The sequence below is a fragment of the Micromonospora sp. C28ISP2-4 genome (assembly GCF_030519385.1).
In the GTDB taxonomy this organism is placed as follows: Bacteria; Actinomycetota; Actinomycetes; order Mycobacteriales; family Micromonosporaceae; genus Micromonospora; species Micromonospora tulbaghiae.
On record NZ_JAUMKG010000006.1, the window covers coordinates 18,775 to 40,927 of the forward strand.

General features: G+C 72.7%; 19 protein-coding genes and 1 pseudogene. 12 read left to right on the forward strand and 8 right to left on the reverse strand.

The window, feature by feature from the left end; translation table 11 throughout:
• Positions 1-184 precede the first annotated feature (184 nt).
• The 4 genes and pseudogenes from Q3W68_RS28360 to Q3W68_RS21555 all read left to right on the forward strand — a co-directional run bounded on the left by Q3W68_RS28360 (position 185) and on the right by Q3W68_RS21555 (position 4,215).
• A pseudogene (locus Q3W68_RS28360) lies at positions 185-679 on the forward strand (Imm21 family immunity protein).
• Positions 680-755: 76 nt separating this feature from the next.
• Complete coding sequence (locus Q3W68_RS21545; RefSeq protein WP_302907174.1) at positions 756-1,295, forward strand: hypothetical protein; 540 nt, start codon at positions 756-758, stop codon at positions 1,293-1,295.
• Between the two features lie 301 nt (positions 1,296-1,596).
• A complete protein-coding gene (locus Q3W68_RS21550) occupies positions 1,597-3,438 on the forward strand; it encodes an AfsR/SARP family transcriptional regulator (protein ID WP_302907175.1) in 1,842 nt (613 codons plus the stop codon).
• Positions 3,439-3,513: 75 nt separating this feature from the next.
• The gene (locus Q3W68_RS21555; RefSeq protein WP_302907176.1) at positions 3,514-4,215 is read left to right on the forward strand and encodes a hypothetical protein; all 702 of its coding nucleotides are present in this window, start codon (positions 3,514-3,516) and stop codon (positions 4,213-4,215) included.
• Between the two features lie 11 nt (positions 4,216-4,226).
• Here the strand turns inward: Q3W68_RS21555 and Q3W68_RS21560 are convergent, their stop codons facing one another.
• From Q3W68_RS21560 to Q3W68_RS21575, 4 genes are all read right to left on the reverse strand, one after another.
• A complete protein-coding gene (locus Q3W68_RS21560) occupies positions 4,227-4,508 on the reverse strand; it encodes an SCO0607 family lipoprotein (RefSeq protein WP_302907177.1) in 282 nt (93 codons plus the stop codon).
• A gap of 70 nt (positions 4,509-4,578) precedes the next feature.
• Complete coding sequence (locus Q3W68_RS21565; protein WP_013287312.1) at positions 4,579-4,854, reverse strand: hypothetical protein; 276 nt, start codon at positions 4,852-4,854, stop codon at positions 4,579-4,581.
• A 47-nt stretch (positions 4,855-4,901) separates the two neighbouring features.
• Entirely contained in the window at positions 4,902-5,333 is a 432-nt protein-coding gene (locus Q3W68_RS21570) for a hypothetical protein (RefSeq protein ID WP_018787930.1), read from the reverse strand.
• A 204-nt stretch (positions 5,334-5,537) separates the two neighbouring features.
• Positions 5,538-5,825: a ribbon-helix-helix protein, CopG family gene (locus Q3W68_RS21575; RefSeq protein WP_302907178.1), complete on the reverse strand. Its 288-nt coding sequence runs from the start codon at positions 5,823-5,825 to the stop codon at positions 5,538-5,540.
• Positions 5,826-6,306: 481 nt separating this feature from the next.
• Between Q3W68_RS21575 and Q3W68_RS21580 the strand changes: the two genes are divergently transcribed.
• From Q3W68_RS21580 to Q3W68_RS21595, 4 genes are read left to right on the forward strand one after another with little or no spacing between them, the layout of a single operon-like run.
• Positions 6,307-7,590 (forward strand): ABC transporter substrate-binding protein, encoded by a 1,284-nt coding sequence (locus tag Q3W68_RS21580; protein ID WP_302907179.1) that lies wholly within the window; start codon positions 6,307-6,309, stop codon positions 7,588-7,590.
• Positions 7,587-8,588, forward strand: coding sequence for a carbohydrate ABC transporter permease (locus tag Q3W68_RS21585; protein WP_302907180.1), 1,002 nt, complete (start codon positions 7,587-7,589; stop codon positions 8,586-8,588). Before Q3W68_RS21580 ends, Q3W68_RS21585 begins: the two co-directional genes overlap by 4 nt.
• Position 8,589: 1 nt before the next feature.
• Complete coding sequence (locus Q3W68_RS21590) at positions 8,590-9,426, forward strand: carbohydrate ABC transporter permease (protein ID WP_302907181.1); 837 nt, start codon at positions 8,590-8,592, stop codon at positions 9,424-9,426.
• Positions 9,427-9,435: 9 nt separating this feature from the next.
• Positions 9,436-10,644, forward strand: a complete 1,209-nt coding sequence (locus Q3W68_RS21595) for an ABC transporter ATP-binding protein (protein ID WP_262014315.1) — start codon at positions 9,436-9,438, stop codon at positions 10,642-10,644.
• A 70-nt stretch (positions 10,645-10,714) separates the two neighbouring features.
• On the opposite strand, the gene Q3W68_RS21600 is transcribed toward Q3W68_RS21595, so the two are convergent.
• Entirely contained in the window at positions 10,715-11,833 is a 1,119-nt protein-coding gene (locus tag Q3W68_RS21600) for a winged helix DNA-binding domain-containing protein (protein ID WP_302907182.1), read from the reverse strand.
• Positions 11,834-12,036: 203 nt separating this feature from the next.
• On the reverse strand, positions 12,037-12,528 hold the full coding sequence (locus tag Q3W68_RS21605) for a GNAT family N-acetyltransferase (RefSeq protein ID WP_302907183.1): 492 nt from the start codon (positions 12,526-12,528) through the stop codon (positions 12,037-12,039).
• 85 nt (positions 12,529-12,613) lie between these two features.
• On the opposite strand from Q3W68_RS21605, the gene wrbA reads away from it, so the two are divergent.
• A complete protein-coding gene (gene wrbA, locus Q3W68_RS21610; protein WP_302907184.1) occupies positions 12,614-13,231 on the forward strand; it encodes an NAD(P)H:quinone oxidoreductase in 618 nt (205 codons plus the stop codon).
• A 65-nt stretch (positions 13,232-13,296) separates the two neighbouring features.
• Here wrbA and Q3W68_RS21615 read toward each other — a convergent pair whose 3' ends face one another.
• Positions 13,297-15,216, reverse strand: a complete 1,920-nt coding sequence (locus Q3W68_RS21615) for a chorismate-binding protein (RefSeq protein WP_302907185.1) — start codon at positions 15,214-15,216, stop codon at positions 13,297-13,299.
• Between the two features lie 259 nt (positions 15,217-15,475).
• Between Q3W68_RS21615 and Q3W68_RS21620 the strand changes: the two genes are divergently transcribed.
• From Q3W68_RS21620 to Q3W68_RS21630, 3 genes are all read left to right on the forward strand, one after another.
• Complete coding sequence (locus Q3W68_RS21620; protein WP_302907186.1) at positions 15,476-16,846, forward strand: FGGY family carbohydrate kinase; 1,371 nt, start codon at positions 15,476-15,478, stop codon at positions 16,844-16,846.
• 121 nt (positions 16,847-16,967) lie between these two features.
• A complete protein-coding gene (locus Q3W68_RS21625; RefSeq protein ID WP_302907187.1) occupies positions 16,968-19,535 on the forward strand; it encodes a nitrate- and nitrite sensing domain-containing protein in 2,568 nt (855 codons plus the stop codon).
• A 5-nt stretch (positions 19,536-19,540) separates the two neighbouring features.
• The gene (locus tag Q3W68_RS21630) at positions 19,541-19,954 is read left to right on the forward strand and encodes a roadblock/LC7 domain-containing protein (RefSeq protein ID WP_196806755.1); all 414 of its coding nucleotides are present in this window, start codon (positions 19,541-19,543) and stop codon (positions 19,952-19,954) included.
• Positions 19,955-20,037: 83 nt separating this feature from the next.
• On the opposite strand, the gene Q3W68_RS21635 is transcribed toward Q3W68_RS21630, so the two are convergent.
• Positions 20,038-21,531, reverse strand: coding sequence for a GH1 family beta-glucosidase (locus Q3W68_RS21635; RefSeq protein WP_302907188.1), 1,494 nt, complete (start codon positions 21,529-21,531; stop codon positions 20,038-20,040).
• Between the last annotated feature and the right edge of the window lie 622 nt (positions 21,532-22,153).

Genomic DNA, 22,153 nt, shown 5'->3' on the forward strand with positions numbered 1-22,153 from the left:
CCGCGATGTGATTCCTATTCCTGACCCCGGTGCCCGCCCCCGAGTGGGCGGGCACCGGGCTTTCATCGGCATCGCGAATGACGACAGAGCCCGTGCCATAGCGAAGGAATCAGCTTCCAGCGAGATGCTTGCGAGAATGATTCGCCAAGCAGTCCGGGATAGAGGTCAGCGGGAGGTGATCGACATGGAGTGGGGTTCATCGAACGGTGGTCCGCTTATTGCTGTCCCGGAGCAGGCGTTGGAGTCTTGGCTGGGTGCCAACGATGACGATGAACCGGACGGCGCCACAGACTGTGACCGAGCGTCCGATGTGGAGGTCTAGGCTGGGTTAATTGAGGTCGGCACGGCACAGGGGCTCGTTCTCGGTGATGATCCCGCCCCGACGGCCTATCTGCCAGATAAAAAACTCTTTGTTCGCCGGCTCGCTGCCAACAATGACGAGGCCGTTGTCGCTGCGATCGACCAAGGTTTGAGTGAAGCAGCCTGGCAAGAAGTTGGGATATGGAATGTGGAAAGTGTCCCGCTGCTCTTTGATTCTGCCTTCGCAGGGTCCGAGATCGCATCGTGTGGGTTCCTCCGCGTCGACCTTGATCCTGGGCGCTACTGCGTTAGTGCGGCTCACGTGGAACCAAGCCCGGACACCTGGCTTGTTGTAGTTAGGCTGGCGCCTGCCAGCTAAGTATCTCCCGGCGACGAAGCCCCGGCAGTCGACGTGACACCCTCTGCGGGCTGCCGGCCGAGTGGGAGTGGTGTCGATGAACGCTGACGATTTCTCGAGCATTGCCTCGATGGAACAGGCCGCGTTCTTCGGTGCCGCGTGTGCCGAGCGAGCTGGTGGCGTGTTGTTCTGGGCGGCGTCCGGAGATGATCGCCGGGAGGACCTGGACCGCTACCACGAGGCACTGGAGATGCTGTGGAGCCCGGTTCTGGATGATCCTTCCCGGTGCTCGTCAATGTGGCAGGGCCTCGAAGGCATGCGCGAGATGCGTGTCGGCGCGGAACTGTCCGGGCCGGCTGCACATGCTCTCCACTCGGTGGTCGTTGTCCACTCGGCATTGCGAATGCTGGTCGAGGGTCCGGCGTCGGCGATGGGGGAGCGCTCGATGGCGGCACGGAACAGCGCCTTCAGGATCGAAGCCCGGACCGGTCGTCGCCTGCTCGGCGTGGAGGAGCGTTGCCAGGCCGAAGGCATCGGCGGCCTGATAGCTGGAGAGGGCGTGGACGCCATTCGGGACAGGGCTCGACGTCATGGCCGAGAACGCATGGAGCTGCTGTACGCACACTTGTGCCGGTGACCCGATCCGCGTCGGCGCGACCTGTGCGCGGTGCTGGGGCGCGCGAGACGGGCGGTATGTACGCTGCGGGGATGCCGGTACCGCGACGGGTTCAAGACCTCCGTGACCGGAACGGACGGCCTCTGCCTCCCATCACCCGACGTGATCAACCCGAAGCGTCCTCAGCGGTATTTCTGTTACCTCGACACGCCGCCAACCATATTGATATTCATCACGCTTAGTTGTCCGGTTCGACCCTTGTTGGCCGCGAAGTGGGCGCTTAGCGTGGGCGGCGCGTCTAGGGTCTACGGGGAGCGGCGCGATGAAACTTCAGATTCGGCTTCTGGGCACAGTGGAGCTGTGCGTCGACGGCGAGACCGTCACGCCCGGCGCGGCGAAAAGGCGGGCCGTCCTGGCCGGGCTGGCGACCGAGGCGAACCACTCGGTCTCCCTGCCCCGGTTGGCCCGGATGGTCTGGTCCGACCACCCGCCGACGTCCGCCACTGCGAACCTCCGAACGCACGCCGCCGGCCTGCGGCGCACGGTGGGCGACCGGCTGGTCGCCCGTCCGCAGGCGTACGAGTTGCGGCTGGCGCCGCACGAGCTGGACGTGACGGAGTTCCAGCGGCTGGCGGCGCAGGGGCGGTCACTGCTCGCATCGGCCGATCCCGCCGGCGCGATCGACACGCTGAGTTCCGCCCTGGCCTGGTGGCGGGGCCCGGCCGGCGACGGTCTGCCCCGGGGCACCGCGCTGGACAACCGGTGGGCCGCCCTCGACGAGCAGCGGCTCCAGGTCTTCGAGGAGCTGACCGAGGCGCGGCTGGCCGCCGGTGAGCACGCCCACCTCCTTGCCGACCTGCGCGCGCACCTCGCCGCGCATCCGCTGCGGGAACGGGCCTGGGAGCACCTGATGCTCGCCCTCTACCGCTGCGGGGACGTGCCGGCCGCGCTCACCGTCTACCGGGACGCCCGGGCCGTCCTCGACGAGCAGCTCGGCCTCGAACCCGGCGCGGAACTGGCCCGGCTGCACCGGGCGATGCTGGACCGCGCGCCGGAGCTGTCCTACGTCGAGCCCGCAGGCGCTGCCGTGACCGCCTCGACGCCGGTCGCGGACCTCCGTCCCGCCGTCGGCTGGGTGGTGCCGCGGGAGCTGCCGGCGGACCCGCTCACCTACGTCGCGCGTACCGCGGAGACCGCCGACGTGGTGGCGGCGGTGACCGCCGAGACCCCGGCCGCCGTGGTCGTCACCGGCGCCCCGGGCAGCGGCAAGACCACCCTCGCGGTACGCGCCGGGCACGCCGTGTCCGACCTGTTCCCCGACGGGCAGGTCTTCGTGGACCTCGGATACCGGACCTCGGTGACGGCGGGGGAGGTGCTGGCCCGGGTGCTGCGCGCGCTCGGCGTACCGGCCGCGGACGTGCCCGAGAAGACCGACGAGCGGGCCGGCTGGTTCCGCTCGCTGGTGGCCGGCCGCCGGCTGCTGCTCGTCGTCGACGGGGTCACCCGGGCGGCGCAGGTGCGTCCGCTGCTGCCCGCCGGTCCCGGCCCGGCGCTGATCACCGTCGCTCAGCGGCACCTCGGCAGCCTGGACGGCGTACGCCGGGTGGCGTTGCGCCCGGTCGGGGGCGCGCAGGCCCGCGACCTGCTGGCCACGTTCGCCGGGCCGGAGCGGGTGGCCGCCGAGCCGGCCGCCACCGCCGACCTGGTGCGGATCTGCGGTGGTTCGGTGCTCGCCCTGCGCATCGCCGGCGCCCGGCTGGGCCGGCGGTCCGGGGCGTCGGTGGCCACCCTCGTCGCGGAACTGGGTGACGGGCGGGGCCGGCTTGACCTGCTGGCCTACGAGGACCTGTCGGTACGGGCGAGTCTGGCCACCGGCGTGGCGGTGGTCCGCTCCGACGACGAACTGGCCGGCCGGATGCTCGAACTGCTCGCCGCACGGCCGGGCACACCTGTGCACACGGCCGCGGACCAGCTCGGCGTGTCCCCGCAGCGGGTGCACCGGGCCTTGGACGACCTGGTCGACGCGCACCTGGCGCAGCGGGACAGGCACGGCGACTACCGGCTGCCGACGCTGGTGAGCGACTACGCGGCCGAACTGGCCACGGTGGGGCAGGTGTCCGTCCGCGAGGCGACCGGGCAGCGGTTCGATCCGCGGGCCGCCTGACGGCCGAGACCGCGCCCCGGAATCGGGGACGGGACGACTCTGGTGCGCGGGCCGGTCACGGAGCGACACTGAGTCATGACTCCTCAGCGCGTACCGCTGCTCGCCGGCCTGGTCGTGCTGCTCGCGGCGGCCTGCACGGCGACCGGCCACGACGGCGCGCCCCCGGCGCCCACCCCGACGGCTGCGGCTGCGTCGCTGCCGGCCGCGACCGAGGCGCCGGTGGCCACGCCCACCCCGCCCGTGCCGACCGAGGCCGCGTCGACCGCCGGATCCTGGCGCGTCACCTGGGGCTGGGCGGTGCCCGGCGGGCCGGTCCGGGTGACCCACCGGGTACGGGTGCCGGTCACCGCGCCGCCCGGGGAACCGCTGCCCGTCCTGGTGGCGGTCGACGTCGGCGACCACCCGGCGGAGGGGTTCAGCCGGATCACGTTCGCCTTCCGCGGAGCCACCCCGTCCTACGAGGTCGCCTACGTGCCCCAGGTGGTGACCGAGGGACGCGGTGCGCCGGTCACGCTGCCCGGCACGGCGTACCTGTCGGTGCGGTTCGATCCGGCCCAGGCGCACGACGCCCGCGGCGGCGGGACGGCGGACCTGCCGCCGGCGGCGATCCGCTTCCCGACGCTGCGCGGATGGGCCGTGGCCGGCGACTTCGAGGGACACCTCAGCTTCGGGCTCGGCCTGCTACCGCCCGAGGGCGGCCGGCTGCCGGTGCGGCTGGGGGAGGGCGACCGCCCCGACGGCACGCACGTCGTCTCGGTCGACGTCCGGCGGAGCTGACGCGGCCGGCCTCAGCGGTCGATGATGTTGTTGTTCTCGTCGATGCCGTGGGTGCGCCAGTAGACGTCCCACTCGTCGTCGACGTGCGTCGGCTCCTTGCCCTCCGGGTAGCGCACGTACGGCGGCGTCGGTTCCTCCCCGTCGGGCACGCACGCGCTGCCGCCCTGCCTGCCGACGGCGATCACCGGGTACTCGTCGCTTCCGCAGATGCTCTGCCGCAGGGAACAACCGGTGGTCGCCATCAGCCCGGCCAGCCCGAGCACGGCAAGAACGATCATGATTCGAGTTCGCACGGGAGAATTCTCGTCGCCCGGGGCGGACCCGCCATCGGTACGCGTGCTCAAATCCTGTGCCGGCGCGCGCTCAGGTCAGCTCGCCCCGCACGATCGCCACCGCCACCCGGCAGAACTCGTCCATGTCCGGCTGGAACCCGGCCGCGATGTCCGGGTGCAGGCCGGAGCGGGTCTCGTCGAGCAACCGACGGCAGACGTCCTCCACCGGCTCGCCCGCGTAGCCGGCGCGGACCCGGTCGGCGGCCGCCTGCAGGGCCGAGGTCAGCTGATCCTCCAGCGGGCCGCGCAGCTTCTGCTGCACAGGGTCGAGCCCGCTCGGATCGAGCGTGACATGTGGCTCCGACATCGGCACTCCCTTCATCGGCGTCCGCGGTACCCCACCGCGGACGTCGGTCAAACCATCGTCGGTACGGCCGACACCCGGACCAGATACGAGAACTCCTCCGCCGGCTCCTCGACGTACGACAGCCGGCGGATCTGCCGGTCGTCGGCCCAGAGCGCGACGTCGACCAGCACCCCGAGGTGGGCGAGACCGATGGTGGAGACCCGCTTCTTGTCCTGGAGCACCGCGCACACGCCGCCCAGCAGCGTGCTGGCGTCGGAGGTGCGGTGCCCGGGCGGACAGCGCAGGGTCAGGTCCACCTCGACCGGCCCGGTCAGTGGGGTCCACCCGGTGCGCTGGGCCGCGGTGCAGGCGGCCTGGAGCAGGGTGCGGACCCTCGTCGCCTGCCGGTGCCCGGCGGCGAAGATGGACAGGGCCTCGGTCTTGACCGGGGGCAGGCCGCTCACCTCGAACGTCAGGGCGAGAGCGCGGGTGTCCTGCACGACGGCACCTCCTCGGGGGAATCCTGCCCAACCGGGGAACGCGCGCACGGCACTTCCCTGCAGAACCAACCGATCGGGCGGGCGATGGGGGACGGCCGGAGGCGCATCGGCGTCGACGGCGACGCGCTGGCTACGGAGCTAGGGAAACGCTAGCCGAGCCGACTGACGCTGGGTAGCCTCCCCGCTCACGGAGTGGGACGGCGGTCAGGCCGCCTCGCCGGCGTGTCGGGCCAGGTATTCGTCGATCGCCCTGCGGATCAGACCGGAACGCCCGCCCTTGTCGTTGCCGGCCAGTTCGTCGAGCCGCCGGACGATCGTCGAGGGAAGTCTGACGCCGGTCACCACCATCGGCACGTTCTCCGGCGCAGGCGCGGGCCCGAGATCAGGTCCCCGGGTCGCGTCCCGCAGGAGCTCGGAGATGTCGCCACCCCGGTCGAAGTACGCCACCAACTCCTCACGGCTCATCGCCCGCGGATCGCGGTCAGCGCTCATCGCGTTCCCTCCATCCACTGCTTGACCTCATCGGGGGTGGCCAACCGTACGGCCAGGATCGCGTAGCTGTTGCCTTCCCGATCCGCTCGCAGAGCACCATGATCACCCGGGCGGAGTTCGCCAGACCAGCCACGGCAAGCAGCAAGCTCCCGATATGGTTCTCGATCCGTTGGGGTGAGTAGAGCGCCTCGATCGCCTCCTGCTCGGAGACGTCGTGGCGGGCGGCGCTCGCCTTGCCGGCGTCGGTCCACGCGTACTCACGCTCAGCACAAGGAGAGCGTACAACGCGTAAAACGCTGGTGGTCAGCGACGCGCGGTCACCGTCACATGTCCGTGATGTTTCGCTCCGTCGCGGGTCGGGCACGTTCAGCCGCACGACACGCCCGGGGCGTCGGGCGATCGGGCCGATGCCCCGGTCGTCTCGCCGTGCACCGGGGCGCGGGCCACTCCCCGGTTCTTCGCCGAAGAGAGGGGGAGGGTGATGACGACAGTCCCCGACACGGCCGCACGGCGGCCGGCCGGACGCGCGGCGGCGGCAGCCGCCGCGCTCGCGTTGGTGGCCCCGCTGGCCGCCTGCGGGTCCGGCGGCGACGGCGGCGTCCCGACGATCAACCTGTACTACCCGCCGGAGCAGAACCTGCAGAAGGTCGTCGACAACTGCAACACGGCGGCGCAGGGGCGGTACCGGATCGACTACCGGGTGCTGCCGCGCGAGGCCGACGAGCAGCGGGTGCAGATGGTGCGGCGGCTCGCCGCGCAGGACAGCGGGATGGACGTGCTCGGCCTGGACGTCACCTGGACCCAGGAGTTCGCCAGCGCGAAGTGGATCCGGGAGTGGACCGGCCAGGACCAGGCCGAGGTGGAGCAGGGCACGCTGGCCGGCCCGCTGGACACCGCCCGGTACGAGGACAAGCTCTACGCCGCGCCCAAGAACACCAACGTGCAGCTGCTGTGGTACCGGTCCGACCTGGTGTCGCAGGCGCCGAAGACCTGGGACGAGATGATCTCAGTCGCCCAGCAGCTCAAGGAGCAGGGCAAGCCGTACCAGGTGCTGACCATGGGCGCCCAGTACGAGGGCCTCGTGGTCCTCTACAACACGCTCGCCGAGAGCGCCGGCGGCAAGATCCTCAGTGACGACGGCAAGAAGGCGGAGATGGACGCCGGCGCGGTGCGCGCGCTCGACCAGCTCAAGAAGTTCGCCACGTCGGGCGTGACCTCGCCGTCGTTCAGCAACGCGCTGGAGGACCCGGTGCGGCTGGAGTTCCAGTCCGGCAAGGGCGCGTTCCAGGTGAACTGGCCGTTCGTGTATCCGGCGCTCCAGGAGGCCAACCCCGACCTGGCGAAGAACGTGAAGTGGGCCCGGGTGCCGGGCGTCGAACCGGGCACCCCCAGCAAGGTCACCATCGGCGGGGTCAACCTGGCGGTCAGCACCTACTCGAAGCACCCGGAGGAGTCGTTCGAGGCGGCCCGCTGCCTGCGCAACGCCGAGAACCAGAAGTTCTCCGCCGTCAACGACGGCGTGCCGCCCACCATCGAGGCCGTCTACGACGACCCGGAGATGACCGAGGCGTACCCGATGAAGGAGACCATCCTGGAGGAGCTGAAGGAGCCGGCGGTCCGGCCGCTGACCCCGGCGTACCAGAGCATCTCCACTGTGATGTCGGCGATCCTGTCGCCGCCGTCGGCGATCCGGCCCGAGCAGACCGCTGACGAGCTGCGCAAGGCGATCTCGGACGCGCTGGAGTCCAAGGGAGTTCTGCCATGAGCGTGAACGCCACCCCAGCCGGGGCGCAGGCCGCCGCCGAGGCCGAGGCCGAGCAGCCCGGCGGGCGGCACGCCGCCGTACCGGAACAGCGGTCCCGGCGCGGCTCCCGCGCCCCGCTGAGCGACAACAAGCGCGCCGAGCGGCGCCTCGGACTGCTGCTGTGCGCACCGGCCGCGCTGGTCATGGTGTTGGTCACCGCGTACCCGATCCTGTACTCGGTCTGGCTGTCGCTGCAGCGCTTCGACCTGCGCTTTCCCGACGAGCGGGAGTTCGTCGGTCTGGAGAACTACGTCACGGTGCTGACGAACGACTTCTGGTGGACCGCGTTCGGGGTCACCGCGCTGATCACCGTGGTCACCGTCGCGATCGAGCTGGTGCTCGGCATGGGCCTGGCGCTGGTCATGCACCGGACTCTCGTCGGCCGGGGCATCGTGCGCACCGCGGCGCTGATCCCGTACGGCATCGTCACCGTCGTCGCGGCGTTCTCCTGGCGGTACGCCTGGACGCCGGGCACCGGCTACCTGGCGAACCTGTTCGACGGCAGCGCCCCGCTGACCGAGCGGGCCAGCTCGCTGGCGATCATCATGCTGGCGGAGATCTGGAAGACCACCCCGTTCATGGCGCTGCTGCTCATGGCCGGGCTGGCGCTGGTGCCGGAGGACCTGCTCAAGGCGGCCTCCACCGACGGCGCGACGGCGTGGCAGCGGTTCACCAAGGTGATGCTGCCGGTGATGAAGCCGGCGATCCTCGTCGCGCTGCTGTTCCGCACGCTCGACGCGTTCCGGGTCTTCGACAACATCTTCGTGCTCACCAACGGCGGCAACGAGACGTCGTCGGTGTCGATGCTCGCCTACAACAACCTGATCCGGGGCCTCAACCTCGGCATCGGCTCCACGATGTCGGTGCTGATCTTCATCACCGTGGCGATCATCGCCTTCGTGTTCGTGAAGCTGTTCGGCACCGCTGCCCCGGGCAGCGACGATGGGGAGAGGCGCTGACATGGCAGTGGAAACCACCACGCGGGCGAAGGTGCGCTGGGGCCTGCTGGACGTCGTGGTCGTCGTCTTCGCGCTGGTCCCCGTGCTCTGGATCGCCTCGCTGTCGTTCAAGACCCCGGCCACGCTCACCGACGGCAAGTTCTGGCCGCGGGAGTGGACGCTCGACAACTACCGGACCATCTTCGACACCGACCAGTTCGTCCGCGCCCTGGTCAACTCCATCGGCATCGCGCTGATCGCCACCGCCGTCGCGGTGGTGCTCGGGACGATGGCCGCGTACGCGATCTCCCGGCTCGACTTCCCCGGCAAGAAGCTGCTGGTCGGCGTCTCGCTGCTGATCGCGATGTTCCCGCAGGTGTCGCTGGTGTCGCCGCTGTTCGAGATCGAGCGGCAGCTCGGGCTGTTCGACACCTGGCCCGGACTGATCCTGCCGTACATCACGTTCGCGCTGCCGCTGGCGATCTACACGCTGTCGGCGTTCTTCAAGCAGATCCCGTGGGACCTGGAGAAGGCGGCCAAGATGGACGGCGCCACCCAGGGACAGGCGTTCCGGCGGGTGATCGCGCCGCTGGCCGCGCCCGGCGTGTTCACCACGGCCATCCTGGTCTTCATCTTCTGCTGGAACGACTTCCTGTTCGCGATCACGCTCACCTCGACCGAGCGGTCCCGCACGGTCCCGGTGGCACTGCAGTTCTTCACCGGCGAGTCGCAGTTCGAGGACCCCACCGGGGCGATCTGCGCCGCCGCCGTGGTGATCACCGTGCCGATCATCCTGTTCGTGCTCTTCTTCCAGCGCCGCATCGTCTCCGGTCTGACCTCCGGCGCAGTCAAGGGATAGGTGGTAGCAATGGCCGACATCGTGCTGGACAAGGTGAGCAAGCGGTTCCCGGACGGGACCACCGCCGTACAGGACGTCGACCTGGAGATCGCCGACGGCGAGTTCGTGATCCTGGTCGGCCCGTCCGGCTGCGGGAAGTCCACCACGCTCAACATGATCGCCGGGCTGGAGGACATCAGCTCCGGTGAGCTGCGCATCGGCGGCGAGCGGGTCAACGACAAGGCGCCCCGGGACCGCGACATCGCGATGGTCTTCCAGTCGTACGCGCTCTACCCGAACATGACAGTACGGGAGAACATGGCGTTCCCGTTGCGGCTGGCGAAGATGGACAAGGAGACCATCAACCAGAAGGTCGACGAGGCGGCGAAGGTGCTGGAGCTGACCGCGCTGCTGGACCGCAAGCCGGCCAACCTGTCCGGCGGCCAGCGGCAGCGGGTGGCGATGGGACGGGCGATCGTCCGCCAGCCCAAGGCGTTCCTGATGGACGAGCCGCTGTCGAACCTGGACGCCAAGCTGCGGGTGCAGATGCGCACCGTGGTGTCGCGGCTGCAGAAGCAGCTGGGCACCACCACCGTCTACGTCACTCACGACCAGACCGAGGCGATGACGCTCGGCGACCGGGTGGTCATCATGCGGGGCGGCGCGGTGCAGCAGGTCGGGCCGCCGCAGGAGCTGTACGACCACCCGCGCAACCTGTTCGTCGCCGGGTTCATCGGCTCACCCTCGATGAACTTCGTGCACGCCGTCGTGGAGGACGGCCGGCTGCGGACCGCGCTCGGTGACGTGCCGGTCGGCGACCGCATCCGCCGCGAGCTGGAAGGCGGCGACGCGCCCCGGGAGCTGATCCTGGGCATCCGCCCGGAGCACTTCGAGGACGCGGCACTGATCGACGACGAGACCCGCCGCCGGGGCATGGAGTTCGAGGCGCCGGTGGACATCGTCGAGTCGATGGGCTCGGACAAGTACGTCTACTTCACCGTCGAGGGGGAGCGGGCCACCGCCGCCGAGCTGGAGGAGCTGGCCGCCGACACCGGTGCCGCGGACTTCGCCGGCGCCGGATCGAACCTGGTCACCCGGCTGTCGGCGGAGTCGCCGGTACGCGAGGGCGAGTCGCGCCGCGTGTGGTTCAACCTGGAGAAGATCCACCTGTTCGACCCGGGCAGCGGCCGCAACCTGACGCTGCACGAGGGCCGGTCGGCCGGAGCGCTCGCCGACTGAGCGAGCCCTCCGCAACGGAGTGGAACGCCGTGGGTGCCTCGGCGCGGTTCTGACACCCATGGCGTTCCACTCAACGCTCCGCACCCACCCAGGAGTGGCGCAACTCCAGCCCGAGGAAGCGGGCGTACCCGGTCAGGGCCGCCCCCACCCGCTCACGCAACGCGGCGTCGAACGGCGCGAGCTGCTGCACCTTCACGGTCACCGCCTTCGCGCCCAGCGTCCGCGTCCAGGTGCCGACCACGCGCCCGCCGCGCACCACAGTCGACCGGAACACCCCGTTGTTGCCGGGGACCACCGCTGCGGCGTGCGCCGGGTCGAGCATCAGCGACCGGTCCTTGAAGCCGAGCAGGTATTCGTCGAAGCCGGGCAACGTGTGCAGGTCGTCGACCGGCGCGCGGGGCGCGTCGAGCAGCGCGGCGTCGACCACCGCGGGCTCGCCGTCGACCTCGACCGGGGCGAGCAAGTCACCGGCCAGTGTGACCGCCCGGGTCGCGTCGGTGACCGTCAGGCCCGTCCACCGGGCCAGCTCGTGCCGGCTCACCGGGCCGTGGCCGCGCACGTAGCGGTGCGCCAGCAACGCCAGTGCCTCGTCCCGCTCCGGGCGGCGCGCTTCGGGCGCCCACTCGTCGAGCAGGGCGAACGTCTGCTCGGTGCCGACGTGCGGTGCGATGCAGGTGACGCCGCGAAGGCTGGCGTACCAGAGCAGGTGGTAGCCGCGCTGACCGTCAGTGTCCAGCCCGGCGGCGCGCAGCGCCGCCACGCACTCGGCGCGGGCGAGCCGGCCGCCGCCGGTCAGCGCCGCACCCAGCACGTCGCAGGCCCGCTCGCCGTCGGCGACGGTGAGCCCGAGTTGCCGCCACCGCCCGGCGATGCCGACGAGCGTCCGCACCCCGGTCAGCTCCAGCATCCACCGCGCGTCACGCGCCGGGACCAGATGCACGGTGCCGCGCATGGGCCAGGTGCGCAGCGCCTCGCGCCGTTCCAGCGCCGCGCGGACGTCGTCCTGAGTGGCGCCGGCCAGGCGGACGCCGAGCGACCACAGCCCGCTCGCCGCGTCCTGCGCCTGCATGGCGCCGAACCACTCGACCACGTCGGCGACGCGCTCGGGGCGGGCGGTGGGGTGCGGGCGCAGCAGCAGGCCGGTCATGCGCAGCGCGAGCGCCTCGGCGCGGCTGAGGCGTACGGTCACGGGCGTCAGCGTAAGTCAGGGGTACGACAACCCGGCCCCTGATCGCGCTGCGCCGGCGGCGCTGCCGACACCAGCGCGATCCCCCGTTCAGGATCCCGGCGCGGGGGCGGCCGCTGCGGCCGGCGCCGGTCCGACCAGCATCCCGTGTGAGCTGGGTGGGGAGAGGGATTGCGGACGGAACTTGCGCAAATCTTGAGCCACGCTCAGTCCAGGCGCCGGTGCATGACGAGCAGATCGACGTACCCACGGGTGGGGTGCCGGAAGCCCTCCGGCACCCGGCCGACCACCGCGAAGCCCAGCGACCGCCACAGCTCGACGGCCCGGGTGTTGATGGCCACCACGGCGTTGAACTGCATGGCCCGGTAGCCCTCCGCCCGCGCCTCGGCGAGCACGTGCTCGGCCAGCGCGCGGCCGACGCCGTGCCCGGCGGCGGCCGGGGCGACCATGAACGAGGCGTTCGCCACGTGGTCGCCGGGGCCGCCCTGGTTGGGCGCCAGCTTGGCCGAGCCGAGCACCACGCCGTCCGGCGCCACCGCGACCACCGTCCGCGCCGGCGCCGGCGGCATCCAGAGCTTGCGGGCCTGCTCCTCCGTGACGTCCCGGGGCCAGGTGTACGTCTCCCCGGCCGCCACGATCTCGCGCAGGAACGGCCAGATCAGCGGCCAGTCGGCCGGCGTGGCAACGCGGATCTCCACCCGCAGAGCATGCCACGCCCTGAGTTTGACGGAACAAGTAACGGGTAGTCGCCGGAGCTGACCCGAGACGAGGAGGGAACGTCTGATGGATGGCCAGGTCAAGGTCGCGGTGATCTATTACAGCGCGACCGGCATCACCTACCAGATGGCGCAGGCGGCGGTCGAGGCGGCGGGGGAGGCCGGCGCCGAGGTGCGTCTGCGCAAGGTACGTGAGCTGGCGCCCGACGAGGCGATCCGCTCCAACTCCGGCTGGCAGGCGCACCGGCTGGAGACTCAGGACGTGATGGAGGCGCAGCCGGACGACCTGTCCTGGGCCGACGTGATCATCATGGGGTCGCCGACCCGGTACGGCATGATCGCCGCCCAGCTCAAGCAGTTCATCGACACCACCGGCCCGCTCTGGGCCGCGGGCGCGCTCGCGGACAAGGTCTACAGCGGGTTCACCTCGACCGCCACGTCGCACGGCGGCCAGGAGGCGACGTTGCTGTCGCTGTACACGGTCTTCTACCACTGGGGCGGCATCGTGGTGACCCCCGGCTACACCGACCCGAGCCAGTTCGTCGCCGGCAACCCGTACGGCGCGTCGCACACAAGCAACAACGGCGAGGTCGCCCCGGACCACGTTGCGCTGGCCGCCACCGCGCTCACCGCCAAGCGGGCCGCGCTGATGGGCGCCGCGCTGAAGCGGGGCATGGCCGGCTGATCCGGCTGGCGACCGGTGGCCGGACGGGGGCTCTCGAACCCGTCCGACCACCGGTCGCCAGTGCCCTACCCGCGATCGGCCGCTCCATGCGCGCTCAGCGCCGGCCGGTCGAGCAGATGCCCGAGCAGGTCCGCCAGGACCCTCGTGCCGTCCTGGCTCAGCACCGACTCCGGGTGGAACTGCACCCCGGCGAAGCCCGCGCCGCGCAGCGCGTGCACCGCGCCGTCGGCCGGGTCGCGGGACACCTCGACCGGGCCGTACGGGCCGGCCACCCGGTCGGCGTCGGCGAGCGCGGTGAAGCTGGCGTAGAACCCCACCCGGCGGGTCGTCCCGAACACCGGCACGTCCCGCGGCAACCCCTGGTACGGCGCGTCGCGGCGGTGCAGCGGCAGGCCCAGCAGCCCGGCGAGCAACTGGTGGCCCAGGCACACGGCGAGCGTCGGCCGGCCGGACCCGAGCAGCTCGGTCAGCAGCGCCCGCAGCGCCACCATCTTCGGCGCGACCGCGTCCCGCGGGTCACCCGGGCCGGGGCCGACCACCACCAGGTCGTAGCCGTCCAGCGGGCCCGGGTCCGGCCAGTCCCGCCGGGTCACCGCCAGGCCCAGCGCGCCGAGCTGGTGGGCGAGCATGCCGGTGAACGTGTCCTCGCCGTCGACGATCAGGGCTCGGCGCCCGGCCAGCCCGCGCAGCGCGATCGCGCCGGGCTCCCGCTGCTCCAGCCAGAACCGGGCCAGCGGGGCGTTGCGGGCGGCCAGCGCGGCGCGTACCTCGGGGTCGTCGGCGTACCGGACGGCCGGCTCGGTGGCGGAGCGCGGCGCGTCCGGGCCGAGACCCAGCGCGGCCAGCACACCGGCGGCCTTCGCGTGCGTCTCGGCGACCTCCCCGGCGGTGGTGGAGTGCCGGACCAGCGTCGCGCCGACCGGCACCCGCAGCGCGCCCTCGGGCGAGATCTCGGCGGTACGGATCAGGATCGGCGCGTCCAGCGTCTGCCGGCCCTGCTCGTCGCGGCCCAGCAGGGCGAGCACCCCGGCGTAGTAGCGCCGGCCGGTGCGCTCGTGCCGGGCGATCACCCGGCAGGCGTTCTCCATCGGGCTGCCGGTGACAGTGGGCGCGAACATGGTCTCCCGCAGCACGTCGCGTACGTCCCGGGAGCAGCGCCCGGCCAGCAGGTACTCGGTGTGCGCCAGGTGCGCCATCTCCTTCAGGTACGGCCCGACCACCTGGCCGCCGTGCTCGGCGACCACGGCCATCATCTTCAGTTCCTCGTCCAGCACCATGTAGAGCTCCTCCACCTCCTTCGGGTCGTGCAGGAAGCGCAGCAGCTCAGCCCGGTCGACGGTCTCGCCCCGGTGCCGGAACGTGCCGCTGATCGGGTTCATCTCGACCAGCCCGTCGGCGACGCTGACGTGCCGCTCCGGGCTGGCGCCGACCAGGATCCGGGTGCCGGTGTGCACCAGGAACGTCCAGTACGCGCCCCGCTCGCGCAGCAGCAGCCGGCGCAGCGCGGCCAGGGCCGCGGCCAGCGGGTCGCCCTGCACCGTGGCGCGCATGGTGCGGTGGATGACGAAGTTGGCCCCCTCGCCCCGGCCGATCTCGTCGGCCAGCACCCGCTCCACGATCGCCGCGTACTCGTCGTCGGCGATGTCGAAACCGGCGTCGCGGGTGCGCACCTCGGCGTCGGGCAGGGCGTCGAGCAGGTCGGCCAGGGGTATCCGCCGGTGTTCCTCGATCGCCAGGAACTCCAGCGGCAGCCCGTCGTCGACGCACTCGAAACCGCGTTCGGTGACCTGCCGGAACGGCACCAGGGCCAGCGTGTGCGGACCGGCGCCGTGCTCGGGCAGCGGCAGGTCGGCGAGCTCGCCGGCGGTGCGTACCGGGCCGGTGAACAGGTCGACGTGGTCGGCGCCCTCGCGGCGGACGAGCGCGAACGGGCCGGGGTCGCGGCCGGCCGCGACGGCGGCGAGCGGGTCGGACAGGCGGGTCATCGGGTCTCCTCGGTGGGCCGGTGGCCGCCGGTGAAGGCGACCCGGGATGCCGGGGGAGACCGGCGGCCGCCTCGTCGGGCGGCCGCGTGGGGAAGCTACGCGCGGGGGTGGGCCGCCGGGTCGGCGGGCCACCAGCAGGACAGGTGCGCGGGCATGACGGTCACTGTACGCGATCGACAGGCGCCGTGGAACCCGATCGCGCGTCACCGGGTACGGATCTTGGCGTGGCCGCCGGTCCCCCCGGGTAGGTTGACCGGCGATGGACATTCTCGCTCTGGATCTGGGCACCTCCTCGGTGCGCGGCCTGGTGCTCGACGCGGACGCCGTGCCGCGTCCCGGCGCGCTGGCCCGGCGCCGGGTGCACCTGGTCACCGGGGACGACGGCAGCGGGACGCTCGACGGCCCGGCCTACCTGGCGTGCCTGGTGGAGTGCCTGGACGAGCTGGCCGCCGGTGGACACCTGCGGGACGTGGACCTCGTGGCCACGTCCGCGCAGTGGCACTCGGTGCTGCCGCTGGCGCCCGACGGCACAGCGTCGGGGCCGGTGCTGACCTGGCTGGACACCCGGCCGGAGCCGCCTGCCGGCGCGCCCGGCCCGGCCGACCCGGCGGACTTCCACAGGCGGACCGGCACCTGGTGGCACCGCTGCTACTGGTCGGTGCGGCTGCCCTGGCTGCGCGAGCGCGTCGACAGGTGCGCACGCTTCACCGGGCTCGCCGAGTACGCGCTCGGCACGCTGCTCGACGACGCGCCGATGTCGATCTCGCTGGCCTCCGGCACCGGGCTGCTCGACCTGCGCCGCACGGACTGGGATCCGGAGGCGTGCGAGCTGGCCGGCGTACGCCCGGATCAGTTGCTGCCGCTGGCCCCGGAGGGCTGGCACGGCCGGCTGAACGCGGCGTACGCGCGGCGCTGGCCGCAGCTGGCCGGCGCGCGGTGGGCGCCGCCGGTGGGCGACGGCGCGGCCGCCAACGTCGGCTCGGGCTGCGTCGACCCGACCCGAGCGGCGGTCACAGTCGGCACCTCCGCCGCGGTCCGCATGATCCAGGCCGTACCGGCCGGCGCGGAGCCGCCGCCGCTGCCCGAGCAGCTCTGGCGGTACCGGGTCGACCACAACCACGTGGTGACGGGCGCGGCGTACTCCAGTGGCGGCAACCTGTTCGCCTGGGCGGCGCGCGAGCTGCGGCTGCCGGAGGGCGCGGAGCTGGAGGCGGCGCTCGACCGCGTCGCCGGTTCGGTACGTGCGAATCCCCGCTTCGGCGGCGACCGGCCACCGGGTGTCGCCCCGGCGGGCTCGGGGGAGCTGCGCGGCCTCAGCTTCGGCACCACCGCCGTGGACATCCTGGGCGGGCTGATGAGCGGACTGTGCCGGCTCGTCGCCGACGACCTGACGCTGCTGGAGGCCGGTATCGGCGAGCCGATGGAGGTGATCCTCGGCGGTGGGGCGCTGACCGCCTCGCCGTGGTGGCGCGGGGAGTTCCTCGACGCGCTCGCGCCCCGCCGGGTCTGCTGGCAACGCAACCCGGAGATCGGTGCGACCGGCGCCGCGCTCGTCGCGCTCGGCCGGCTCGCGGAGGCGGACGAGATCACCGGGATCGGCCGGACGGACGAGGCCGCCTCGCACGCGTGACCGCCCACCCGCGGTGCTGACCGTCCTGGTCATGCCGCCCGGGCGGCCGTTGACACCGACCGACGGCCTGATTGGATGGACTCCGCTCCCCGACGTGGTGGGGCGGGACGAGGAGGCAACCGTGGGCGCAGGTCCCGACCCGGTTCGCGGCGCGGCCCCTCAGCCGCACCGGCGGCGCTCCGGGTTCCGGCTGCGGGACTGGCGGATGGGCACCAAGCTCGCCACGGTGCTCGTCATCCCCTCACTTGCGTTCCTCGTCCTGGCCGGCATCCAGACCCGCGGGCTGGTCGGGCAGACCACCACGCTGAGCGCCTTCGCCGAGCAGGTCGGCATCGGCCGGCAGATCTCCACCGCCGTCGACCGGCTCCAGCACGAGCGGGACCGCACGGCCGGCGAACTGGCCGCGCTGCGCCGCGCCGGCACCGGCGCCGACCGGGACGCCGCGGTGGCCGCGCTCAGACCGCTGCAGGAGGCGACCGACCGGGCGATGGCCGAGCTGCGCGCCGCGGCCGCGCCGCTGGCCGACGCCGACGCCGCCTGGCGGGTCTCCTACTCCGAGGCGATCGAGGCGTACGACCAGGTGGTGAACATCCGGGCGGCGGTGGCGCCCGCGGTGCTCTCCAGCGACACCGTGCTGAGCAACTACCACCGGTCCATCGCGGCGCTGCTGAACCTGCTGGCCGAGCCGTCGCCCGGCGGCGGCCGGCAGGAGCTGACCGAGGCGGTGCTGCGGTACGCGCAGCTGTCCCGGGTCAAGGAGCTGTCCTCGCGCATCCGCGCGGAGCTCTACGCCGCCGCCCGGTCCGGCCGGTACGAGCCCGACGACCAGGTGACGCTCAGCGACCTGCGGGCCCAGCAGCTCACCGCCCTCGGCGCGTTCCGGGTCGCGGCGACCGCCGACCAGATCGGTCGCTACGACCGCACCTCGGTCGATCCGGCCTTCGTCGCCGCCACCCGGATGGAGGAACGGACGCTGCCCGGCGGCGGCGAGACGAAGCCGGCCGTGCTCGACGCGACCCAGTGGTGGGCGGCCAGCGAGCAGCGGCAGGAGCTGTTCCGCCAGCTGGAGAGCGAGATCGTCGCCGACGCGGTACGCCAGGCCGACGACGCCAGCGCCCGCCAGCTGCGCGACACGCTGCTGGTGGGCGGCGCGATCGCCACGGTGCTCCTGGCCGCGGTGCTGATCTCGCTGCTGGTCGGCCGGTCGGTGGCCCGCTCCATGCGGCAGCTGCGCGGCCAGGCGCTGCGGATCGCCCAGGTGGATCTGCCGCTGACGCTGCAACGGCTGCGCACCGTGGACCGCCCGGTCGGCGCGATCGACGTGCCGCCCTCGGTGATCGACTCGCAGGACGAGATCGGCGAGCTGGCGGAGGCGTTCGTGGCGGTGCACCGCAGCGCCGTCGACGTGGCGGTCGAGCAGGCGATGATGCGGCGCAACGTCAACGCCATGTTCGTCAACCTGGCTCGGCGCAGCCAGGTGCTCGTCGAGCGGCAGCTGGAGCTGCTCGACGAGCTCGAACGCGAGGAGAGCGACCCGGAGCAGCTGGAGAACCTGTTCAAGCTCGACCACCTCGCCGCCCGTATGCGCCGTAACGACGAGAGCCTGCTGGTGCTGGCCGGCACCGAGTCGACCCGGCGGTGGAACCGCCCGGTGGGGCTGGGCGCGGTGCTGCTGGCCGCGAGCGCGGAGATCGAGCAGTACCAGCGGGTGCGCCACGAGAACCGGACCGACCTGCACGTCGTCGGGCACGCGGTGGGCGACCTGGTGCACCTGTTCGCGGAGCTGCTGGAGAACGCCACCGCCTTCTCCCGCCCGGACACCGCGGTGCGGGTGGTGGTCGAACCGGACGGCCGGGGCGCGCTCGTGCAGATCGTCGACGAGGGGCTGGGCATGAGCCCGTCGGCGCTGGCCGAGGCGAACGCGGTGCTCGCCGAGCCGCCGGCCGCCGACGTGTCGGCCTCGGAACGGATGGGCCTGTTCGTGGTGAGCCACCTCAGCGCCCGGCACGGCGTACGGGTGCGGTTGAGCTCGGGCCGGGAGGGCCTGGTGGCCCGGGTGCGGATCCCGGTCGAGCTGCTGGCCGAGGCGCCCGCGCCGGAGGTGGGCCGGCCGGAGCCGGACCGGCTCGTGCGCGGGACGGCGCAGCCGATGCTCACCGGCCCGGTCACCGCGTCCGGCGCGCTCGCCGCGGCGACCGCCGAACTGCCGGTGGCCGGATGGCGTCCGGCACCGGGCCGGCCCGCGGCGCTGCCGGTGTCTCCGCTGACCGGGCGGCCGCTGGGCGACGGGACGGACGCCGGGGCCGGTGCGCCGGTGCCGGCCGCCGCGCCGGTGACCGCGCCGCGTCCCCGCCCGGGACGGGCCGAGGACGTGCTCACGCCGGCCGCCGGCGCGGCGGGCGGCGGGTGGTTCAGCCGGCAGGGGCCGGCCGCGTCGGCGCCGGGTGTGACGCCGGCGCCGGCGGCGACGCCGGTGACCGGAGGGACGAACGAGCGGGGCCTGCCGGTACGCGTGCCGATGGCCCAGCTCACCTCGGCCGCCCCGGCCGACCGCCCGGTGGTGCGGCACGAGCCGGACCCGGAGGCGGTCGGCGGCATGCTGTCGCGCCTCTACAGCGGGGTGCGGCGGGCCGAGGCCGAGGAGACCACCGAGATGTACCTGCCGCGCGATGAAGGAGGACGACAGTGACGACGTTGAGCCAGGAGGCACGCGACCTGAGCTGGCTGGTGAACGCGTTCGCGGAGCGCGTTCCCGGGGTGGCGCACGCGGTGGTGGTGTCCTCCGACGGGCTCCTGGTGGCGATCTCGGCGCATCTGCCGCGCGACCACGCGGACAAGCTCGCCGCGGTGACCTCCGGTCTGATGAGCATCACCGCCGGCGCGGCCCAGATGTTCGACGGTGACGTCGTCAAGCAGACGGTGGTCGAGATGGGGCGCGGCTACTTCCTGGTGATGCAGATCCGGGACGGCTCGATCCTGGCCACGCTGGCCGGGGCGGACGCCGACATCGGCGTGGTCGGCTACGAGATGGCGCGGCTGGCCAAGCAGGCGGGCGAGATGCTCACCCCGGCGTTGCGCGCCGAACTCCAGCAGGCGCTGCCGCGCTGAGCCGCGGCCGGCGCTGCCGCGCTGCGCCGGCCGACGCGCGCGCCCGGCCGGCCGGCACACCGCCGGCCGGGGCGCGCGCCGGTTCACAGGCCGTTGCGGCGGATCACGTCGCGGTACCAGTGGGCGCTGCGCTTGAGCACCCGCCGCTGGCTGGCGTAGTCCACGTAGACCAGGCCCCAGCGCTGCTCGTACCCCTCGGCCCACTCGAAGTTGTCCAGCAGCGACCAGACGTGGTAGCTCTCCAGCGGCACCCCGTCGCCGATGGCCCGGTGGGCGGCGGCGAAGTGGTCGCGCAGGAAGGTGACCCGGCCGGCGTCGTCGACGTTGCCGTCCGCGCCGGGCACGTCCGGGCAGGGCAGGCCGTTCTCGGTGATGGTGATCGGCACCCGGCCGTAGTCGCGGGTGACCCGGGTGAGGATGTCGTACATGCCCTCCGGGTAGATCTGCTGCCACTCCGCCTCGGAGGTGGGCCACTTGCGGACCGTGCCGCCGTCGCCGGTGACGTAGATCGGCGTGTAGTACTGCACGGCGAGCAGGTCGACCGGGCTGGAGGTGATCTTCAGATCGCCGTCGCGGACGCCCCGGACCATCCGGCTGTCCGGGCCGAGGTCGTCCAGCACGTCCTGCGGGTACGCGCCCTTGAAGATCGAGTCGAGGTAGAGGCGGTTCTCGTAGCCGTCGTAGAGCCGGGTCGCGGCGGCCGACTCGGCGGAGTCGTCGGCCGGGTAGCAGGGGTGCAGGTTGAGCGCCGGGCCGATCCGGCCGGTGGCGCCGGAGGCGCGCAGCGCCTGCACGGCGAGGCCGTGGCCGAGCTGGAGGTGGTGGGCGACCAGGTACGCCGCGTCCTCGTCGCGGATGCCCGGCGCGTGGTGGCCCCAGATGTAGCCGTTCTGCACCACCGTCTTCGGCTCGTTGATGGTCAGCCAGACCGGCACCCGGTCGCCGAGGGCGCGGAACACCACGTCGGCGTACTCGGCGAAGCGCTCGGCGGTGTCCCGGTTCTCCCAGCCGCCGGCGTCCTGGAGGGCTTGCGGGAGATCCCAGTGGAACAGCGTGGCCATCGGCGCGATGCCGCGCTCGTGCAGCCCGTCCACCAGCCGGCGGTAGAAGTCGAGGCCGCGCTGGTTGGGGCGGCCGGAGCCGTCGGCCTGGATGCGGGGCCAGGAGATGGAGAACCGGTAGCTGCGCAGCCCCAGGTCGCGCATCAGGTCCAGGTCCTGCGCGTACCGGTGGTAGTGGTCGGCCGCGACGTCGCCGGTGTCGCCGTTGCGGGTCCGGCCCGGTGTGTGGCTGAAGGTGTCCCAGACGGACTCACCCCGCCCGTCCTCCTTGGCGGCCCCCTCGATCTGGTACGCCGAGGTCGCCGCCCCCCAGGCGAAGCCGTCCGGGAAACGCAGCCCGCGGTCCGGCTCCGGGTCGGTGGTGCGCTCGGGCGGGCTGTCGCAGCCGCCGAGCGCGACGGTCGACGCGGCGATCCCTGCCACGGTGGCGCCGGCGAGCCCGGTCCGGGCCGCGCCGGCTGCGGTCGCGGACAGGGCGGCGCGGCGGAGCAGGCGCCGTCGGGTGAGTAACGACATGAGGTTTCTCCTCGGAGTGACGGGCCGCCCTGGGCCGGGAGCGCTCCCATCATAGCCAGGGGAGCGGCCGGCCCGATCCGGCGGTCGCGGCGAGCTGCGGCGCGGCCGGCGGGCGGCCGGAAAGTGGGTGGGCGGGGGCGTCGCTCGGGAACGTCGCTCGCGGCGGCGTGAGCGGCGAGGGGTGGGGCGGATAGCGAGAAAGGCCGTCCGGGTGGCGTGTCACGCCTGTCCCGTCGGCCTCTTTTGCCGTCGACAACGGGGGTTTAGTGTGGGGACGGGGGAGGGCAACCCCCGTCCCCACCGATGGTGCACACACGCACGAAGTGGAGTTGGCGTCCGTCGTGCGCGTCGCGCGGGAGCCGGGCCACGCGAGTGGCTCTGGTTCCACCTCCCTCCGTCTGGCGGGTGACGGCCGGCGGCGGCGTCCGGGCTGGTCCGCCGTCGGCCTCTGGCCGACGCGCCGGGCACGGGTGTACCCGGCGATCCAGTACTTGTATCTCCGTCGATGGAAGCGCTCCCATCGGCGATGCTGCGACTGTAACGCCCGTCACGGGTTTGGAAAAGCCCCTAAACGAGATCGAAACATGGAAGCGCGTATCTACGCTGGCCGTTGTGGTGGGAG

Excerpts from the sequence above, each read along its gene's own strand:
- wrbA (WP_302907184.1), top strand. The coding sequence starts at position 12,614 with ATGGATGGCCAGGTCAAGGTCGCGGTGATCTATTACAGCGCGACCGGC.
- Q3W68_RS21580 (WP_302907179.1), top strand. The coding sequence starts at position 6,307 with ATGACGACAGTCCCCGACACGGCCGCACGGCGGCCGGCCGGACGCGCG.
- Q3W68_RS21590 (WP_302907181.1), top strand. The coding sequence starts at position 8,590 with ATGGCAGTGGAAACCACCACGCGGGCGAAGGTGCGCTGGGGCCTGCTG.
- Q3W68_RS21545 (WP_302907174.1), top strand. The coding sequence starts at position 756 with ATGAACGCTGACGATTTCTCGAGCATTGCCTCGATGGAACAGGCCGCG.
- Q3W68_RS21585 (WP_302907180.1), top strand. The coding sequence starts at position 7,587 with ATGAGCGTGAACGCCACCCCAGCCGGGGCGCAGGCCGCCGCCGAGGCC.
- Q3W68_RS21550 (WP_302907175.1), top strand. The coding sequence starts at position 1,597 with ATGAAACTTCAGATTCGGCTTCTGGGCACAGTGGAGCTGTGCGTCGAC.
- Q3W68_RS21620 (WP_302907186.1), top strand. The coding sequence starts at position 15,476 with ATGGACATTCTCGCTCTGGATCTGGGCACCTCCTCGGTGCGCGGCCTG.
- Q3W68_RS21565 (WP_013287312.1), bottom strand. The coding sequence starts at position 4,854 with ATGTCGGAGCCACATGTCACGCTCGATCCGAGCGGGCTCGACCCTGTG.
- Q3W68_RS21615 (WP_302907185.1), bottom strand. The coding sequence starts at position 15,216 with ATGACCCGCCTGTCCGACCCGCTCGCCGCCGTCGCGGCCGGCCGCGAC.
- Q3W68_RS21635 (WP_302907188.1), bottom strand. The coding sequence starts at position 21,531 with ATGTCGTTACTCACCCGACGGCGCCTGCTCCGCCGCGCCGCCCTGTCC.
- Q3W68_RS21575 (WP_302907178.1), bottom strand. The coding sequence starts at position 5,825 with ATGAGCGCTGACCGCGATCCGCGGGCGATGAGCCGTGAGGAGTTGGTG.
- Q3W68_RS21555 (WP_302907176.1), top strand. The coding sequence starts at position 3,514 with ATGACTCCTCAGCGCGTACCGCTGCTCGCCGGCCTGGTCGTGCTGCTC.
- Q3W68_RS21595 (WP_262014315.1), top strand. The coding sequence starts at position 9,436 with ATGGCCGACATCGTGCTGGACAAGGTGAGCAAGCGGTTCCCGGACGGG.